Genomic DNA, 15,910 nt, shown 5'->3' with positions numbered 1-15,910 from the left:
AACCCCTCCCCTTTAGGGGAGGGGCAAAAAAGCCAGCAACCCACCCGCCAGCAGCAACGCAACCCGCACATCGATCCCGCACCCCTCGGCGCGTTTCGCCGCAGCAAAATCGGCAATCCCGTCCAGCGGCACGCGGTGGACGATGATGTCCTCGCTATCGACCCCGCCGCCGTCGCCGACCTTGGTCAGCCCGGTCGCGACCAGCAGGGTGAAACTTTCGCTGACCATCCCCGGCGAGCTGTAGAATTCGCCGACCACCCGCCAATGCGCGGCGCGATAGCCCGTTTCTTCTTCCAGCTCACGCTCTGCCGCGACTTCGGCGGCTTCGCCCGCGCTGTCATCGCCGACCAGCCCTGCGGGCAGTTCGATGCAATTCCTGTCCATCGGCACCCGATATTGCTCGACCAGGATGACGTGACGCCCATCCGCCGCATCGTCGATCGCCAGGATCACCGCGGCATGGATGCCGCGCGAGCGCGAGACATATTCCCACGTCCCCTGCTGCCTCACGGTGATGAAGCGGCCTTCCCAGCGGGTTTCGATGGGGGTGCCGGGCGCGGGGCGGGTCATTGCATGCGCCCCTAAATCTCGATCAACCGATCGGGCAGCTCGTTCGGATTTTCGCTGCCGCGCGGGAAATGCTGCGCCAGCACGGCGCCCATCTGTGTCACCGCCGCCGCCATGCCCGCGCCCGGCTGGCCCGCGCGCACCCGTTCGATCAGCGCCGCCATGGCATCGCCCCACACGTCGGCGGACACCTTGGCGGCAATCGCTTCGTCGGCGACGATGTCGGCGCGATGCTCTTTCAGGCTGAGGTACAGCAGCACCCCGGTGCGGCCCAATGTCTTCGCTTCGGTACCGACCTTGAACAGGTCGACGGCGCGCGCGCGCACCCGCTGCGCCTTGATCGCGCGCGGGGTTAGCGCCAGCCGCAGCGGCCGCCACAGCAGGATCAGCCACATGCCGATCCATTTGACGACGCCGATGGCGATGACCGTCCCAAGCCATTGATTGGCGGTCAGCTCATAACCCCAGCCGCCGGTCAGCCGGTCGTAGAGGCCGCGGTAAAATTCGGGAAACAGCGCGATCGCTGACATGGCGACAAAGGCGACGACGCTCGCCCACACCAGCGCGACATCGTCATAATCGTTCGATTGCGCCGCGACGACGGTGACGATCTCGCCGCTCGTATGTGCCTCGGCCGCGGCGACCGCGACGGTGACGACATCATGGTCGGCGGCGCTCACATGGCTGATCTTGCGTGGCATCACTCGTCCCCTTACCAGCCGCCGGAGGCGCCGCCGCCCCCGAACGAGCCGCCGCCGCCCGAAAAGCCGCCAAAGCCGCCGCCGCCGCCGCCCCAGCTGCCGCCACCCCACGACGATCCGCCGCTGCCGCCGCCCCAGTCGTCGCCGCCCCAGATGATGATCGGCGCATCCCACGGCCGGCCCTTGCGCCGTTTTTTGCCGCGCCGCCCGATCCGCGCCAGCATCGGCAGGATGAAGAAGAAAAAGATGATGAAAGCGACAAAGATCAGCCCGCCGATGTCGCCATCGTCGGCGCGGTCGCGTTCCTGCGCCGCCGCCGCCTCTGCACGCACCGCGGCTTCTTCGGGGGGCAACTGAATCTGTTCGGCGATCGCATTGACCCCGGCCTGGATGCCGCCGGGATAGTCGTTCGCCTTGAATCGCGGCGTGATGGTGTCGCGGATGATACGTCCCGACATTGCGTCGGTCAGCACCGGTTCGAGCCCCAGCCCGACCGCGATGTGCATCCGTCGCTCATTGGGCGCGATCAGAAAGACGACGCCATCGTCCTTCTCGGCATCCCCGATCGCCCACTCGCGGCCTAATCGATAGCCATAATCGGCAACATCGCGGCCTTCCAGATCGCTGACCGTCGCGACCACCAGCTGGTGCCCGGTCGTTTTCTCCAGCGCGAGCAGCTGCGCATTGAGCGCCGCCTCCTCGCCCGCCGGGATGATGTCGGCCTGATCGACGACGGGATTGCCCGCAAGCTTGGGGAAGGTTTGCGCCGTGGCGGGGGCCGCGATCAGCGACAGGCCGAGCGCCCAGCCGAGCAAAAGCGGCCTCATTTGGCATCTCCCGTTTGCGCAGCGATGGCGTCGATCCCGATCCTCAAGCCGCTGGCATAATCGCCCGTCTGGAAACTGGGAATCATGTCCTCGATCACCGCTTTGGCTTCCACGTCGGTCAGCGCCTTTTCCAAGCCATAGCCAACCGCGACGCTGGATTGGCGCTCGTTCGGTGCGACAAGAATGAGGATGCCGTCATGACGCTTGGCATCGCCAATCCCCCACCGCCGGCCAAGGCAGGTCGCGAATTCCATCGGGTCCGCGCCGTTCAGCGCGCTCGTCGTCGCGACCACCATTTGATGGGTCGTGCGTTGCTCATAGGCGGCGAGACGTTCGGACAATTGCTGCTCCACCTCTGCGCTCAGGATATTCGCGGCATCGCTTACGCGCCCTTCGAGCGCCATCTTCGGAACCCCAACGCAAATTGCGGATTCAGGCGCGGGCGCCGCCTTGCAACCGCCCGCGATCAACAGGATCGCGAGCGGAGCAGCAAGGGCGGCACGCCGCATCTTACGTCCCGAAATCGACCTTCGGCGCCTGATTGGCGTTCGGCGTCACCGCGCGATACGGGGTCATCGGCTTGGCGCCATGGACGATTTTGGCGCCGATGATGTCGGGGAAGGTGCGGATCGTCGTGTTATAGTCCTGCACCGCGCCATTATAGTCCTGCACCGACACGTTGATGCGGTTTTCGGTGCCCTCCAGCTGGGTCATCAGATCGGCAAAGCGCGCCTGGCTTTTGAGGTCGGGATAGGCTTCGACGGTGACGAGCAGGCGGCCGAGCGCGCTCGACACATTGCCCTGCGCCTGCTGGAACGCCTGCACCTTCGCGGGATCTTCCAGATCGTCGGTGCTGAGCTTCACCTGCGTCGCCGACGCGCGCGCCTGGATCACGCCCTGCAGCGTCGATTGTTCGATATTGGCCGCGCCCTTCGCGGTTTCGACCAGGTTCGGGATCAGGTCGGCGCGGCGCTGATACGCGGCCTCGACATTCGCCCATTTCGCCTTGGCGGCTTCTTCCTTGGTGGGAACGCTGTTGATGCCGCACGCGGACAGCGACACGGCCGCGACGGGGATAATCAGCCAGCGGGCAGAACGGAAAGTCATGGGTCAGGCACTCCCTCCGCGCGGCACGGCGCCGCGCCAACTGCCTTAATATAGTAAGACGCCCCGCCGCCCGCAATCATTGACGCCGATAATCGTGTCATGCAGTCTGAAACCCGCAATCGAAGCGACCAAAGGGGTGAGAACATGATCAAGGATTTCAAGGCGTTTTTGAACCAGGGCAATGTCATGGGACTGGCGGTCGGCGTCATCATCGGCGCCGCGTTCGGGACGATCGTCAAATCGCTGACCGACGATGTCTTGATGCCCTTTATCGGCCTGATCACCGGCGGCGGGGTCGATTTCACCAACAAATATCTGATCCTGTCGGGCGGCGAGAAAGTGACCGCGGGCATGACGCTGGCCGCGGCGAAGGCAAGCGGCGCCAATGTGATGGCGCTCGGCAGCTTCGTCACCGCGATCATCAATTTCATCCTGCTGGCGTTCGTCGTTTTCCTGCTGGTGCGGCAGGCGAGCAAGTTCATCGCGATGCCCGAAGCGGGGCCGACGCAGGTCGACCTGCTGACCGAAATCCGTGACGAATTGCGGAAGAAATAGCCTCTTTTGTCATCCCGGCGCAGGCCGGGATCTCACCGGTGCGTACCATATCGGCGGCGAGATCCCGGCCTGCGCCGGGATGACGATCGTTTGGGCTGGGGTCGCTGCCCTTCCCAAAGCCTTTTAGGCACCCTATATAGCTCAGGTCGGTTTCGGCCGACTATGGTGATAAATGGTGTCGTGGAATAGACACAGCGGACCCGGGGGCAGTACCCGGCGGCTCCACCACAAACCCGCCGATCCAACCGGAAAAGCGGGCTTCTGACGGGGCCGAACCAGGATCGACGTGTGTTCAAAGACGATATTTTTGCCCGGGCTGAGTAACCCGTTCAAGGCTCAAAACCAATAGGTGCTAACGATAACGAAGCACTCGCTCTGGCTGCCTAACCGATAAGCCTCACGGCCTAAGGTTAGACAAATAGAACGCGGTTCGGACCGAACCGGGCAACAGAATCGGATACCAGCGGCTGGGGACGAGCCGGGCAACAGAATCGTCCCACCTTTCCCTAAAATGTGCCATCCCCCTCGTCATTCCGGCGAAACCGGGAGCCCTGTTGCGGCGCGCAAATGGATCGTCATTGCGAGGAGCGCAGCGACGCGGAAATCCAGAGTATGCGCAAACCGCCATGGATTGCTTCGCTTCGCTCGCAATGACGATGGGAAACCGTGTCAGTGTGCCCCCGCACAGCTCCCATGATCGCCCAGCGCCTCGATCACCCGGCAATCGGCGGCGACCCCGCCGCGGCAGCGCCCGACGATGCGCGTCAGCTCGTCGCGGAGCAGCGTGAGCTGCGCGATTTTGTCCTCGACCTGTTCCAGATGGCGGGTCGCGATGCGGTCGGCCTCGCTGCAATCGCGCCCCGGATCGTCCGACAGATCGAGCAGCGAGCGGATTTCCTCGATCGTGAAGCCCAGATCGCGCGAATGGCGCACAAAGGTCAGCCGCGCGCGGTGCGGATCGCCATAGCTGCGATAATTCGCTGCGGTGCGGTGCGGCGCGGGCAACAGGCCGATGCGCTCATAATAGCGGATGGTTTCGATATTGGTCCCGGTCGCCCGCGACAGCTCGCCGATTTTCATGACTTGACCCTGTAGTTGCTACAGGGTGCATATAGGGTGCCGACTCGAAGATCAAAGGAGCATCGACCTTGTCCGATCATTGCTGTGCCGGTGCCAGTGGCAAGACCGCCCTCAACGACCCGCGCTGGCGGCGCATCCTGTGGGCCGCGCTGCTGATCAACGCCGCGATGTTCGGGGTTGAAATCGTCGCGGGGGTCGCGGCGGACTCGCGCGCGCTTCAGGCCGATGCGCTCGATTTCCTTGGCGATGCGGCCAATTATGCGATCAGCCTGGGGGTTGCGGGCATGGCGCTGGCGTGGCGCGCCCGCGCCGCAATGGTGAAGGCGGTGACGATGCTCGCCTTTGGCCTGTGGGTGCTGGGATCGGCGGTGTGGGGCTTTGTCGGCGGATCGGCGCCGCATGCTGAAACCATGGGGTTGATCGGCGCGCTCGCGCTCGCCGCCAATGTTGCGGTCGCGCTCATGCTCTATCGCTATCGCACCGGCGACGCCAACATGCGCTCGGTGTGGATCTGTTCGCGCAACGATGCGATCGGCAATGTCGCGGTGATGGGCGCGGCGCTCGGCGTGTTCGGCACCGGACAAAGCTGGCCCGATCTCGGGGTGGCGGCGATCATGGCGACGCTCGCGATCTGGGGCAGCATCGAGGTGTTCCGCCAGGCGCGCGGCGAACTCGCCGCCGTTCCGGCGACCAGCCGCTGAACCGCCACATTTCGGACGGCCCGACAGAAAAGGGCCCCGCCGAGATTCGACGGAGCCCTTCCAGGTCGCACACAGCAATCCACTGGCGAGGCCCTCGCCCTGTCGTTCTGGGTCGCATCGAACGACAGGAATGACTTGAGCCCGACCCCTTCGACGCATCGCCGTGCCGGACGCGAATCCGGCGCGATGCGGTCGAAGGAATGGCCCCCCTTAGTCCTTGCAAATGGACCTTTATTTCGGACGGGGCGGCGGATCATCCCCCTGCCGGGGGGTGCCTACGCCAGGATCGGCGCCAGCAGCCGCATCAATCCCGCTTCGTTGTCGACGCCGCATTTCAGATAGATTTGCTTGATCTGGCCACGCAGCGTTTCGGCGGTGACGCTGCGCTCCGCCGCGATCCGCAGCCGCGGTTTGCCCTCGAACAACCGCACCGCAATATCGGCTTCGGCGGGGCTCAGGCGATAGATGGCGGCCAGATAATGCGCCACCCCGGCGCGGTCGCGCCGCGGGCCATTGGCGATCAGGATCGCGTGCGGCAGCTTGCCGAGCGACCAGTCGCGTTCGGGCAGGCGAAATCCTTCGATCACCAGCTGCGGCCGGTCCTCCGCCGTCGCGACCCGTGTCCTTACATGGTCGAGCCCGCCGTCGGCGATCAGCGCCTGGACCGCCTGGCGGAGCGTGAACGGCGCCCCCGCGGCGTCGATCGACCGGCCCGCCAGCCGCACATCGCCCGCGTCCAGCATCGCGTCGGCGCCGCTGCTGTGGGCGAGCAACTGGCCGCGCACGTCGACGATGAACGCGCTGACCTGGATCGCGTCGAACGCGCCCGCCAGCAGCTTGGCCTGTTCGCCCTCCAGCTTTTCCTGCAACCGAACCGCACGCCGCGCCGCCTTGGCGCCATGCGCGAAAATCCGGCGCTGCGCGGCGGTCGTCCGGCCATCCTTGCGGTTGCGCAGGGTAGCAAGGCCGACGATCCCGAAATTGTCGATCACCAAATTGGTCTGACAGCCAAAGGGAATGCCGATCTCCTCGCACCAGTCGAGATAGTCGGGCGAGGCCAAATGCGGGATCACCCGATCATAATGATCTTCGTGCAGGATCGGGTCGTAATAGCCGCGTTCGACGTGCCGGTTCGACGCGGCAACGCGAAAATTATGCGTTTCTGCACCCCAGCCGCTCGCCGCGAAATGATCGATCAGGTCGGCGTCGAAATCGATCACGAGGTTGAACGGGATTTCGCGCGCCCCGCCGACCCCGATCAACTGGCCATGTCCCGATCCGGTCTGGCTGGCGAGGGTCGCCAGCGCGTCCAGCCACCGGTCGGGCTGCAGCGCGGCCTGCATGAAAATCTCGTCCCAGTCCGGTTCCGTCCGCTGGCCCATCGCGTCCGCTGCCATTCCAATCCTGCGCCAATTTCACGCCATCTCGCCCAAGTTTATGACAAAAGCCAAGAAATTAACTTCAAAAAACTTTTGCCGGGCCGACGGCGGGACGCGCTGGATCTGGTCCGCGCCGATCGGGGGCTTAGAATTTCACGCTCAACCCCGCGGTGATGCGGCGGTCGGTGAGGCCCTGAAAGCACAGGAGCGCCTTGTTGTTGACGCAATATTGATTCTGGTCGCCGCGGAGCAGGTTGATACCCTCGACGCCGACATTGATGCGATCATTGATGTCATAGTTGATGCTGGCGTTGAGCTGCCCGCGCGCGCCGTTGATCAACGGCAGGCCAAAAAAGAAGGGGTCGTTCGACACATAGCTTGAGCGCCACGTATAGCGCAGCCGCGCGTTCAGCCCGTATTTGTCATAGAACAATGTGGTATTATAAGCGAATTTCGACAGGTTCGTCAGCGTGATCAGGTCGCGCGAACCCGGAAAGCCGAGCTGGGTGAACACCGTGCGGGGGCCGTCGGCGACGCGATATTCGCGCGCCGAACCGCCGGCCTTTTGATAGGTGAAATTGCCGATGAAGCCAAAGCCGGACGCAAAGCCGAGCGTGTCCTCCCACGCCGACAGATCGTGCTGAAAGGCGATTTCGACGCCTGTCTGCGTCGTCGTGCCCGGAACGTTGAAGGTCGAGCTGCGCGGGACGCAGATGCCGACGCCCTGAACCGGGTTGTTGATGTTGCGGTTGGCGATCGGGTTATAGATGCCGCCGCCGGGGCAGGCGGGGTCGATCGAGATGTTGAGATTGCCGTTCGCGTCGAGGTTGGGCGCCGGGTCTTCCTGCCGCTGCGCGAATAAATTGGTGCGGCTCTTGTGGAAGAAACCGATGCTGATCAGGCTCGACGGCGCGAAATAATATTCGCCCGACAGGTCGAACGACCACACGGCTTCGGGAACCAGGTCGGGATTGCCGACCGCGACCGGCGTGTTCGCGCCGGTACCGAACGAAAAGGAGGTCGACAGCGTGTCGAAATTCGGGCGGCGGATGTCGCGCGCGATCCCGGCGCGCACCAGCAACCGGTCGGCGGGTTCGAGCACCAGGTTAAAGCGCGGCAGCAGGAAATTATAGGAGCTGTTCGCGACAGTCTGCCCGGTAACCGCGCCATTGGCGATATTGTTGCCGGTCGACGAGAGTTTGGTGTGCAGCCAGCGCACACCGGCGTTGCCGCGCACCGGCATGCCGGCGACTTCGCCCTCTATATTGGCCTGGAAATAGGCGGCGTTGGTCGTTTCCTTGATGCTGAAAAAGCCCGCGAAGGATTCTGTCGGCGTGGCCAGCGAGGCGACCGCCGGACCCTGCGTGCGCGCCGCGTTGCTCGCCGCGATCGCCGCGTTGAGCGCCGCCAGCACGCTCGCCGGATCGCGGAAGGCGAGGCCGCCGTCGATCAGCAGGAAATCGGGGAAATATAATTTGCGATTGTCGGCCGCGTTGAAGTTGCTGGGACCGGGAATCAGGATGTCGGAAAACAGGTCGCCCGACGGCCGGTTCCAGGCGCTGGTCGTGTTGGTCAGGCTGACATTGTTCGAAAACTCGTTGTTTTCCGCCGACGTCCGGTTCCAGCGATAGCCGAAGTCGACCGAGGTGACGAAGGGGTTGAGGTCGCTGCTATCGTAAGAAAAATCGAGGCGCGCGGCGCGTTCCTGATTGTCGGTCGAATTGGCGCCCTGCGTCACCTGTTGCAGCTGGTAATTGGCGGGGTCCAGCAGCTGCGCCGTCGTCGGGGCAAAGGGGCTGGCCTGGTCGATCCCGAATTGCAGCGTGCCGCCACGCAGGTCGAATTCGATCGGCACGCCATTGTCGATGCTGCGCCCGATGACTGGCTGCGGCCCGTTGGGGTTGATGAAGTCGAGCGTGGTCGAAAAATTGGGGAAATCGGATTTGGAGGTCGACAGCGACACCTCCGCGCGCAGCCTGAGCCTGTCGGTCATCTGCCAGTCGGTGCCGAAATCGAACACGCGGCTTTTGGTGACGCGCGCGCCGGTGTCGCTCGACGTGCGGAGGTTCGGATCGATGACGGTGCCGGTCGAACCGCCGATCCCGATCGTCCCGGCCACCGCCGCCTCGACGGTGCCAAGGTCGATCGGGCCGTTGGGGCCGTCGAGCCGGCCGAAATCGACGGTTTCGAAGGCGGTGTTGTTCATCGCGTCGACGACCGAGGGGGTCGCGGTGCCCGAAATCTGGACGCGGTGGCTCTGCTGGCCGCGCCGCTGGTTGTTCAGCGTCGCGTCGAAATAGAATTTCAGGTCGTCATTGGGTTTCCATTCGAGTGCGGCGGTTCCGTTGTAGGTTTCATATTCGTAATTCTCGAGCCCCTGTTGCAGGAACTGGATCCGCAGGAACGGAAAGGCTTCGGCGCTCGGCCCCGATCCCGGCAGGACGAGCGCGTCGCGGTCGACGCGCGGCTTGAACGACGCGACATCCTGCCGCGCATAGCTGCCGCTCACCACGATGCCGATTTCGCCGATGCCGGTATCCCAATTGTTGCCGAGCGTCGCCGACAGGCGCGGCAGCGTCGATTTCGACAGGTCGCTGTTTTCCATCTGCGCGCGTGCCGCGATCAGCGGGTCGCGCAGGTCGAGCGGGCGGATCGTGCGCAGGTTGATCGTGCCGCCGACCGATCCCTCGATCGTCCGTGCGGTCGGCACCTTGGTGACCTCGACCGATGCGATCAGTGCGGCGGGCAGATCTTCGAAACTGATCCCCGAGCGGCCCGCGCCCGACCCGACGGTCGACACGCCGTTGATTTCGGTGCGATTGGCATCGGTGCCGCGAATCTGCACCGCATTGCCCACGCCCGCCTGGCGCGTGATCTGGACCCCGGTGACATTTTCCAGCACTTCGGCGAGGTTCTGGTCGGGCAGCTTGCCGATATCCTCGGCCTGGATCACCTCGACGATATTGTCGGAGGTGCGCTTTTCGCCCAGCGCGTTGGCAAGGGAGCTGCGAATGCCCGTCACGACGATCGCATCATCGCCGACCTCATCGGCAGCGGCGGTGGCTGCATCCGGTGCGGCGGTATCCTGCGCCAGGACGGGGGCGGCGAGCATCGCCATGCCCGTGGTGCCGAGCAGCGTCGCCGCGAGGTTCATTTTGCCGCGCGCCGCGCGGGCGAAGCTGCCCCGAATCATCCCTCTCTCCCTCTGTGGCTTTGTTTGGCATCAGGCTCGTCTTGTCAGACCAATATGTCAACCCATGATCCATACCTTTGTGGGGTTGATATTGTCCTACCTCTTGTATAGTCCAGTCGGCAAGAATCATAAAAAGGGTGAGGCGCAGTGCAGATGAGGGCGGTTTTGACGGTGGTGATGCTGGCCTCGACGGCGCATCCGGCGCTTGCGCGCGACCTGCTGGTGTCCGATCAGGCGCAGTATAAGGCCGCGGTGAAAAAGGCGCAGCCGGGCGACGCGATCATCCTCGCCGACGGCGAATGGCGCGATTTCCAGATCGTCTTCACCGGCATGGGCACCGCCGCCAGGCCGATCACGCTGACCGCGCAGACCAGGGGCAAGGTGCTGCTCACCGGCCAGTCGAACCTGCGGATCGGCGGCCGGCACCTGCGCGTCGCGGGCCTCGTGTTCAAAAATGGCGCCAGCCCGACGAGCGAGGTGATCAGCTTTCGCCGCGATTCGAAAACGCTGGCGAGCGATACGCGCGTCACCGAGGTCGTCATCGATGGTTTCAGCAAGCCCGACCGCCGCGCCGAGGACATCTGGGTCGCGCTCTACGGCACCGGCAACCGCGTCGATCATTCGCATTTCGAGGGCAAAACGAACAGCGGCGTGACGCTCGCGGTGATCCGCCGCGCGGGCGATCCGCTCGATAACCGCCACCGCATCGATCACAATTATTTCGGTCCGCGTCCGCCGCTCGGCTCGAACGGCGGCGAGACGATCCGCATCGGCACCAGCGAGGAATCGCTGTCGGCATCGAACAGCATCGTCGAACGCAATATCTTCGATCGCACGAGCGGCGAGGTCGAGATCGTCTCGGTCAAGTCAGGCGGCAATATCCTGCGCGAAAATCTGGTGCTGGAGGCGCAGGGTGCCTTTGTGCTGCGCCACGGCAACGGCAATCTGGTCGAACGCAACATCTTCCTCGGCAAGAACGTCGCCGACACCGGCGGCGTCCGCGTGATCAACCGCGACCAGATCGTCCGGGGCAATTATTTCGAGGGGCTCGCGGGCACCTCGTTCAAGAGCGCGATCAGCGTGATGAACGGTGTGCCCAATTCGGTGATCAACCGTTACCATCAGGTCGCAAACGCGCGGATCGAGGGCAACAGCATCATCGACAGCGCGCGCATCACCCTGGCCGCGGGTGCCGATGCGGAACGGTCGGCGGCGCCGGTCGCCAGCAAGTTCGAGCGCAACCTGATCGTCGGCGCCAGGGGCGAAGACCCGTTTCGCGCCGAAGGCGACATCGGCGGCATCGCGCTGGCCGGCAATGTCGAGGCGCGGGTTGCAAAACCGCTGCTGACCGCGGGCGTCGCGCAACGCGACGTCGCCCTCGAACGCGCCGCCAATGGCCTGCTCTATCCCACCGATCCAAAGCTTGCCGCGGTTGGCGCGCCGCGCGATCTGAAACCCGTGACGCGCGGGGAGGTCGGCGCCAGCTGGTACCGCGGCAACGCCGCCGAAGCCGCGTTCGGCGCCGGTGCAACCCGCCCGGTGGCGGCGGGTGCCTCGCTCGCTGCGGCGGTCGCGAATGCGAAGGCGGGCGACACGCTGGCGCTCGCAAGCGGCACCTATGACGTCGCTGCGCCGCTGGCGGTGCGCCACCGGCTGACCATCGCGGGGGCGAGGGATGCGCAGCCTGTGCTGCGCGTCGCGTCGAGCCTGGCGCGGATCGAGGGGGGCGGCGGGCTGCGGCTCGAAAATCTGGCGGTCGACGCGCGAGCGGCGCCGGGCGACGGCGCGCTGATCGCGGTCGGCAGCGGCGTTGCGCCCAATTATGCGGTCACGCTCGACCGCGTTTCGGTGCGCGGCCCGGGTCGAGGACGCCTGGACGGCATCGCCATGGCGCCCGGCACCTTTGCCGAGGATGTGGCGATCACAAACAGCGATTTCGCCGAGATGGGCGTCGTCGTTGCCGCGACCGCCGAACAGGAACCGAAGGGCTGGTATCCGATGGAGCGGCTGACGATCAGCGGCAGCCGCTTCGCGCGCGTCGCAATGGTCGCCGACCTGCTGCGCAAGGGCAGCGACGAGAGCACTTTCGGCCCGTGGTTCGCGATGACCGGATCGAGCGTCAGCGGCAGCGGCCGCGACGGCGCATCGCTGCGCCTGTCGGGCGTCCAGCACGCCGACATCGCGCGGAACAGCTTTGCCGGATCGGACGGCATCCTCGTCATCCATTCGGTCGGCGCCCCCGAAACGCGGATCGCCGCGAACGCCTTTGCCGCGACCCCGGGGCCGCGGATCGAAGAGCTTGCGTGGAAAGGTCCGCCGCGCGGGCAGCTGATCGGCAATGTTGTGGAGGCGCGGCCATGACTCGTACGATCGCACTTCTCCTCGCAGCGGCCACGCTGCCGGTCCTCCCCGTTTCGGCGCAGACCCCGCCAGGCGCTTCGGCGCAGGCGTTCGCGCCACTGTTCGCTACCGAGATCGAGCGCGCCAAGGCGGGCGTCGAGGCGTCGATCAAGGCAGGCATCAACGTCCCGGTGCCAAAGGATCCCGGCGGCGGCTTCACGCACGAACAGCACAAGCGCAATTATCGCACGATCTTCGAGGGCGGCCAGCTCTTCCGCCTGACCGGCGACGTCCGCTATCGCGAGCATGTCCGCGACCTGCTCCTTGCCTATGCCGATCTCTATCCTACGCTCGGGCCGCATCCCGCGGCATCGAACCAGGTTCCCGGCCGCCTGTTCTGGCAAAGCCTCAACGACAGCGTCTTCCTCGTCAACGCGGTGCAGGGCTATGCCGAGATCCGGGCGTCGCTGTCTGCTGCCGACCGCCAGCGGATCGACGACCGGGTGATCCGCCCGATGGCGCGCTTCCTGTCGGACGGGTCGCCCGAGGTGATCAACCGCATCCACAATCACGCGACTTGGGCGGCGGCGGGCGTCGGGCTGTCGGGCTATCTGCTCGGCGACCGCGACCTCGTCGACAAGGCGCTGCTCGGGCTCGACAAGAGCGGCAAGGCCGGCTTCCTCCGCCAGCTTGATCTGCTCTTTTCGCCCGACGGCTACTATGCCGAAGGCCCCTATTATCAACGCTATGCGCTGCAACCCTTTGTCGTGTTTGCAGCGGCGATCGCGGCGAACGATCCCGAGCGCAAGATTTTCGCCTATCGCGACGGCGTCGTCCTGAAGGCGATCCGCACCGCGATCGACGTCACCCACGACGGTTATTTCCTGCCGATCAACGACGCAATGCCCGACAAGAGCTTGCGTACCGAGGAACTCTATCACGCCGTCGCGATTGCTTATGGCGCCACCAAGGATCCCACCTTCCTGTCGATCGCCGAAGGGCAGGGGCGGACGGTGCTGACGCCCGCCGGGCAGGCGATGGCGGCCGAGCTGGCGGCGGGCAAGGCGAAGCCCTGGCCGTTCGGCTCGCGGCTGCTGTCCGACGGTCCCGACGGCAAGGGCGGCGCGCTCGTCCTGCTGCGGACCAAAGCCGATCCGACCGGCCCGCTGCTCGTCGCCAAGAACACGGTGCAGGGCATGGGTCACGGCCATTTCGACCGCCTCGGCTGGCTCTATTATGACGAGACCGGTGCGGTGGTGACCGACTATGGCGCGGCGCGCTTCCTGAATGTCGAGGCGAAGCGCGGCGGGCGCTACCTGCCCGAAAACGACAGCTGGGCGAGCGCGACGATCGCGCACAACACGCTTGTCGTCGATGAACAAAGCCACTTTGCAGGTGACTGGAAAGCCGGAGAAAAAGTACCAACGCGGCAGCTCGCGGCGGCGCTCGAAGGCCCGACCCGCTACGCGATCGGCGCGATCGGCGGCGCTTATCCGCAAGTCGAAATCCGCCGCGCGCTGTTGCTGGTCGAGGTCGATGGCCTCGCCAACCCGCTTACCCTCGACATCCTCCGGGGGGCTGGCAGCGGCAGGCATCGTTACGACCTGCCGCTGCATTTTTCGGGGCATGTCATCGACAGCGACATCGCGTTCGACCGCAAGCTTGCCGAGCGACCGGTGCTGGGCAAGGCGAATGGCTATCAGCATCTGTGGGTCGACGGCGAGGGGAGCAAGGCGGGCAAGGCGCGGCTGACGTGGATGCAGGGCAGCCGCTTCTATTCTTACCACATGCTGCCGCCCGCGGGTGCGCGCTACATCATTGCGGAAAGTGGCGCCAACGATCCCGAGTTCAACCTGCGTCGCGAACCCGCGCTGATCCAGCGCGTCGACGGTGCCGCGGACGCGACTTTCGTCAGCCTGCTCGAACCGCACGGCGCCTATGACCCGTCGGCCGAAACGGTGGTCGCGAGCAGCGCGCGCGTGGCGGCGATGGCGCATCGCCGCGAAAAGGGCATCGACCTGGTCCTGATCACCCTCGTCGACGGGCGGCGCATCGCGCTGGCGGTCGCCGAAGATGTCGGCGCCGATGCCAAACACAGCATCGCGGTCGAGGGCCGCACGCTGGCATGGACCGGCCCCGTCGGCCGCCTCGACCTCGCCAAGACCGGAGCGAAGAAATGAGCAATATCAAGGGCCGCTTCCGCTGGTGCGTTATCGCGCTTATCGCGCTGGCCACGGTGATCAACTATATCGACCGCAACGCGCTCGCGGTGATGTGGCCCGAAGTATCGAAGGACATCGGCGCGACCAAGGAAGATTATGCGCTGCTGGTGACGATCTTCATGATCTTCTACGCCTTTGGCCAGTCGCTGTTCGGGCGCATCTTCGACGCGATCGGTACCCGGATGGGCTTCACCATCTCCATCGTCATCTGGTCGCTGTCGATCGCCGCGCACGCCTTTGTACGCTCCATGCCCTTGCTGATGGTGCTGCGCGCGACGCTGGGGGTCAGCGAGGCGGGCAACTGGCCCGGCGCGGCCAAGGCGAACGCGTTGTGGTTTCCGTCGCGCGAACGCGCGCTGGCGCAGGGTATCTTCAACGCCGGCGCGTCGCTCGGCGGCATCGTCTCGGCGCCGCTGATCGCGCTGCTGTTCGTCCAGTTCGGCTGGCACGGCACCTTCCTGCTCATCGGCGTGCTCGGCTTCGTCTGGCTCGTTCCGTGGCTCTGGTTCTACAAGGCCGATCCCGACACGCATCCGGGGATCAGCGCCGAGGAACGCGCCTATATCCTGTCGGGCCGTACCGAGGCGGGGCAGGACGACGGCCGCCGCATCCCGCTCGGCGAACTGCTGCGCTATCGCCAGAGCTGGGGTGTCATCCTGTCGCGCTTTTTTCTCGACCCCGTGTGGTGGCTGTTCGTGTCGTGGTTGCCGATCTACCTTGCCGAAACCTTTGGTTTCGACGTCAAGCAGATCGGGCTTTTCGCCTGGGTTCCCTTCGTCGGCGCGATGTTCGGCAGCCTGTTCGGCGGCTGGCTTGCGGGGCGGATCATCGGGGGCGGGGGCAGCGTGCATCGGGCGCGCATGACGACGATCGGGATCGGTTGCGCGATCATGCTGCCGTCGCTGCTGTTCACCATCGGCGCCAGCGAACCGCTCAATGCGGTGCTGCTGATCGCGTGCATCCTGTTCGGGTTCCAGATGGCGATCGGCAACATCCAGACGCTGCCCAGCGATTATTTCGGCGGTGGCGCGGTCGGCAGCCTCGCGGGGATCAGCGGCACCGCCGCGGTCGCGGGCACGCTGATCACCACCTGGCTGGTCCCTACGCTCACCCAGACCAGCTACGCGCCGATCTTCGCGCTCTCTGCGGCGATCGTGCCGATTTCCTTCCTCTGTTTCTGGCTGGTCGGCGGCCGCGTCGCACCAGTCACCGTCAAACCTGCCAACACCGAAGCTTAA

General features: G+C 65.2%; 13 protein-coding genes and 1 other RNA gene. 6 read left to right on the top strand and 8 right to left on the bottom strand.

Annotated elements, in window-relative coordinates; translation table 11 throughout:
• Positions 1-12: 12 nt before the first annotated feature.
• Genes ACTIFP_RS12375 through ACTIFP_RS12355 form a run of 5 tightly spaced genes read right to left on the bottom strand, consistent with a single transcriptional unit; the run spans position 13 to position 3,202 of the window.
• Positions 13-570: an NUDIX hydrolase gene (locus ACTIFP_RS12375; protein ID WP_439569009.1), complete on the bottom strand. Its 558-nt coding sequence runs from the start codon at positions 568-570 to the stop codon at positions 13-15.
• A gap of 11 nt (positions 571-581) precedes the next feature.
• Positions 582-1,268: a TPM domain-containing protein gene (locus ACTIFP_RS12370; protein WP_439569008.1), complete on the bottom strand. Its 687-nt coding sequence runs from the start codon at positions 1,266-1,268 to the stop codon at positions 582-584.
• Positions 1,269-1,279: 11 nt separating this feature from the next.
• Entirely contained in the window at positions 1,280-2,095 is an 816-nt protein-coding gene (locus tag ACTIFP_RS12365) for a TPM domain-containing protein (protein WP_439569007.1), read from the bottom strand.
• Positions 2,092-2,604 (bottom strand): TPM domain-containing protein, encoded by a 513-nt coding sequence (locus ACTIFP_RS12360; RefSeq protein ID WP_439569006.1) that lies wholly within the window; start codon positions 2,602-2,604, stop codon positions 2,092-2,094. The genes ACTIFP_RS12365 and ACTIFP_RS12360 overlap by 4 nt, the downstream gene beginning before the upstream one ends.
• Position 2,605: 1 nt before the next feature.
• Positions 2,606-3,202 (bottom strand): LemA family protein, encoded by a 597-nt coding sequence (locus ACTIFP_RS12355; RefSeq protein ID WP_439569005.1) that lies wholly within the window; start codon positions 3,200-3,202, stop codon positions 2,606-2,608.
• A 144-nt stretch (positions 3,203-3,346) separates the two neighbouring features.
• Here ACTIFP_RS12355 and mscL point away from each other — a divergent pair, with 144 nt between their 5' ends.
• A complete protein-coding gene (mscL, locus tag ACTIFP_RS12350) occupies positions 3,347-3,757 on the top strand; it encodes a large conductance mechanosensitive channel protein MscL (RefSeq protein WP_439569004.1) in 411 nt (136 codons plus the stop codon).
• A gap of 106 nt (positions 3,758-3,863) precedes the next feature.
• Positions 3,864-4,219: a transfer-messenger RNA gene (ssrA, locus tag ACTIFP_RS12345) on the top strand.
• A 207-nt stretch (positions 4,220-4,426) separates the two neighbouring features.
• Here ssrA and ACTIFP_RS12340 read toward each other — a convergent pair.
• Positions 4,427-4,837, bottom strand: coding sequence for a MerR family transcriptional regulator (locus tag ACTIFP_RS12340; RefSeq protein WP_439569003.1), 411 nt, complete (start codon positions 4,835-4,837; stop codon positions 4,427-4,429).
• A 68-nt stretch (positions 4,838-4,905) separates the two neighbouring features.
• Here ACTIFP_RS12340 and ACTIFP_RS12335 point away from each other — a divergent pair, with 68 nt between their 5' ends.
• Positions 4,906-5,538 (top strand): cation transporter, encoded by a 633-nt coding sequence (locus ACTIFP_RS12335; protein ID WP_439569002.1) that lies wholly within the window; start codon positions 4,906-4,908, stop codon positions 5,536-5,538.
• Positions 5,539-5,813: 275 nt separating this feature from the next.
• On the opposite strand, the gene ACTIFP_RS12330 is transcribed toward ACTIFP_RS12335, so the two are convergent.
• Positions 5,814-6,935, bottom strand: coding sequence for a helix-turn-helix transcriptional regulator (locus ACTIFP_RS12330; protein WP_439569001.1), 1,122 nt, complete (start codon positions 6,933-6,935; stop codon positions 5,814-5,816).
• A 127-nt stretch (positions 6,936-7,062) separates the two neighbouring features.
• Positions 7,063-10,110: a TonB-dependent receptor gene (locus ACTIFP_RS12325; protein WP_439569000.1), complete on the bottom strand. Its 3,048-nt coding sequence runs from the start codon at positions 10,108-10,110 to the stop codon at positions 7,063-7,065.
• Between the two features lie 153 nt (positions 10,111-10,263).
• On the opposite strand from ACTIFP_RS12325, the gene ACTIFP_RS12320 reads away from it, so the two are divergent.
• The 3 genes from ACTIFP_RS12320 to ACTIFP_RS12310 are packed head-to-tail and all read left to right on the top strand — an operon-like array spanning position 10,264 to position 15,910.
• The gene (locus ACTIFP_RS12320; RefSeq protein WP_439568999.1) at positions 10,264-12,471 is read left to right on the top strand and encodes a polysaccharide lyase 6 family protein; all 2,208 of its coding nucleotides are present in this window, start codon (positions 10,264-10,266) and stop codon (positions 12,469-12,471) included.
• Complete coding sequence (locus ACTIFP_RS12315; protein WP_439568998.1) at positions 12,468-14,630, top strand: heparinase II/III domain-containing protein; 2,163 nt, start codon at positions 12,468-12,470, stop codon at positions 14,628-14,630. The genes ACTIFP_RS12320 and ACTIFP_RS12315 overlap by 4 nt, the downstream gene beginning before the upstream one ends.
• A complete protein-coding gene (locus tag ACTIFP_RS12310; RefSeq protein WP_439568997.1) occupies positions 14,627-15,910 on the top strand; it encodes an MFS transporter in 1,284 nt (427 codons plus the stop codon). Before ACTIFP_RS12315 ends, ACTIFP_RS12310 begins: the two co-directional genes overlap by 4 nt.

The organism is Sphingopyxis sp. (assembly GCF_051861155.1).
In the GTDB taxonomy this organism is placed as follows: Bacteria; Pseudomonadota; Alphaproteobacteria; order Sphingomonadales; family Sphingomonadaceae; genus Sphingopyxis.
The sequence above is the reverse complement of the archived record's forward strand: the minus strand, read 5'-3'. Positions and strand labels throughout refer to the sequence as shown.